This window comes from Polaromonas sp. P1_G2 (assembly GCF_056405515.1).
Map to the genome: position 1 here is coordinate 1 of NZ_JBFUBY010000436.1, position 2,333 is coordinate 2,333.

Below are 2,333 nucleotides of genomic sequence, written 5' to 3' on the forward strand. Positions count from 1 at the left end.
TACTTGAATAGTACTGCTTAAACACTGTATGCTTATACAGTGTTTTGCACCATCTATCGCATGCGCCAGAAGGGCGAAAAGCTGTCACCGGAGGCGATCCGCGCGACTGGACAGGTCGCGCATCTGAGCTACAAACCGCATCCACTGGGAGAGCCAACCCATCGTGCACAAATTGTTGACGTGGTGACCGGGCAGGAAAAAGGCTTTATCGAAGGTGCCAGTATTAAGCTTATTGACGGCGGGATAAAGATCGCGGGATGGGATGGGGGCGGAAAAGTGCAGCTATGGTGGTGTGTGCCGCTGACGCCTGAGCAGAATGCTCAACTCACTGCGACTCTTGCCAAAATTCGTCCATCGCGCAACACGTAGCTCGCTGGGTTGTCGGCTTGTCTGCCGCAATTCGGCGGCAGCGGAACCGCGATGGTGCCGCGAAAGCTCAGCATAATGGGGATTTTGGAGCGCGCATGGCACTCAGCAAAGAATTCCGACTGCTCGACAAGAAGTGGAAGACGGGTACAAGCTGGCCAAAGCACCTCAACTCGCTTGAAATACGCGGCCTTCGCGGCTGGACGGGCCAACGAATTGACTTCCCATTTCCAATCGTGGCATTGGTGGGGGAAAACGGCGCCGGTAAAAGTACGATCTTGCAAGCCGCTGCATCGACTTATAAGAATCCGGCGAACGACACCATAACCAAACAATTGTTTGCTTATATGTTCTTCCCCGATACGGCCTGGGAAAGAATTCAAGAAGCATCGATAAGCTGGTGGGTCAAAGAAGGGCAAGAGTTCAGAGATGGGAGCATTAGGAAATTTCCCAACCGATGGCGCGGCAATCTGGATAGGCGCGAAAGGAATGTTCAAAACATTGACCTGTCACGCATACAACCTGTGGCTGCTCGGGTTGGCTATTCAAAACTTTCACAATCGACAAGAAAAGAGAAATCGTCAACAAAATTTTCTGATGACCAACTCGGCGATCTGTCCAACATTATGGGTCGCAAGTACGAAGTGGCAGAGATGTCCCTAACGGATATTGACCAAATTCGTATGGTCCCCGTCATGTCTCATTCAGGCATGAGGTACTCAGGATTTCATAGCGGAGCCGGGGAAACCACAATCAGCGAATTGTTGATGAATGAAATACCAAAACATTCGCTAGTGCTGATTGATGAAATAGAAACGTCTCTTCATCCAAGAGCGCAAAGACGGCTAATGAGGCATCTTGCGGAGATTTGCCGTTTAAAAGAAATACAGATAATTGTTTCGACACATTCGCCCTATGTTCTTGATGAATTGCCTGAAGAGGCTCGCTTGTATATTTGGGAAGGAGCCAACGGACGTGAGGTAATCAAAGGCGTGAGCCCCTCCTTCTGCATGACAAAAATGGATTTAGAGCAACATCCGGAATGTGATATTTATGTCGAAGATAGCGAAGCGAAGGCAATGCTGACCGAGATTTTGGTTAACCATGGCGACACGCTAATCAACCGTTCGCTCATTAGCCCTTACGGCGCCGCTTCTGTTGGGCAGTCGTTGGGTCTTATGGCGGCGGGCAAAAAATTCCCGCGGCCGACTTGTGTCTTTCTCGATGGTGATCAAGAGGCAGCGAACGGCTGCAACCTGCTACCCGGTGGAGACGCACCTGAACGAGTAGTATTTGAGGCGTTGCTGGAAATTCAATGGGATGGAGTCGCTGCTCGTGTTGGCAGACAACATGCGGCAGTTGTTGATGCTTGTCAAAGTGCAATGACAGCAGATGATCATCACGACTGGATTTCCATTGCGGCAAACGAGTTGACTTTGGGTGGCGATAATTTGTGGCAAGCCCTGTGCTCTGTCTGGGCTATTCAGTGCTTAGGGGTGAAGGAGGGGAAGGCAATTGCGGATATTGTGCAACTCGCTCTTATCGGGGAATAGGTGCTCAAAGGGGGAAAGATGTTTTCAAGAACCTCCGGACGATCTCGCCAGCGTAAGTCCCTCGCAATACATCTATCTGAATGGTTTCAGATAGGCGTGTTCTCTGCGATGAATGTCTATGTGACATTTCGTTTAGGAAACATGCAGCTTGAAGGGTTGCCTGCTTTTGCGGGAGCTGCTATTGCCCTGATGCTTGCATTTACCGCTCTGATGTACAACCGCGCCAGAGCTTATCCAGATGGACCGACTCAAAGACGTAGCCTACTTGCCGCTGAGAAAGGTCTCGAAGCTGTCTTGCAGGCGCTCGGGACATTCATCTTTATCGCGATAGTTTTTTCGCAACTTCAATGGTCGGGTTCTTATCCGCCAACTCCAATTGAAAAAATCCCGCCACATAATCTGCCGGGCTATTTT

At 50.1% G+C, this 2,333-nt stretch carries 3 protein-coding genes; all 3 read left to right on the forward strand.

Annotated elements, in window-relative coordinates:
- The first annotated feature begins 60 nt into the window (after positions 1-60).
- A complete protein-coding gene (locus AC1D0P_RS24835; RefSeq protein WP_477679172.1) occupies positions 61-369 on the forward strand; it encodes a hypothetical protein in 309 nt (102 codons plus the stop codon).
- Between the two features lie 95 nt (positions 370-464).
- Positions 465-1,919, forward strand: a complete 1,455-nt coding sequence (locus AC1D0P_RS24840) for an ATP-dependent nuclease (RefSeq protein WP_477679173.1) — start codon at positions 465-467, stop codon at positions 1,917-1,919.
- Positions 1,920-1,937: 18 nt separating this feature from the next.
- On the forward strand, positions 1,938-2,333 hold a 396-nt coding region (locus tag AC1D0P_RS24845; RefSeq protein WP_477679174.1), incomplete at its 3' end, for a hypothetical protein.

Bases quoted from the DNA above. Each gene is read 5' to 3' on its own strand.
- AC1D0P_RS24835 (WP_477679172.1), top strand. From the start codon at position 61: ATGCGCCAGAAGGGCGAAAAGCTGTCACCGGAGGCGATCCGCGCGACT.
- AC1D0P_RS24840 (WP_477679173.1), top strand. From the start codon at position 465: ATGGCACTCAGCAAAGAATTCCGACTGCTCGACAAGAAGTGGAAGACG.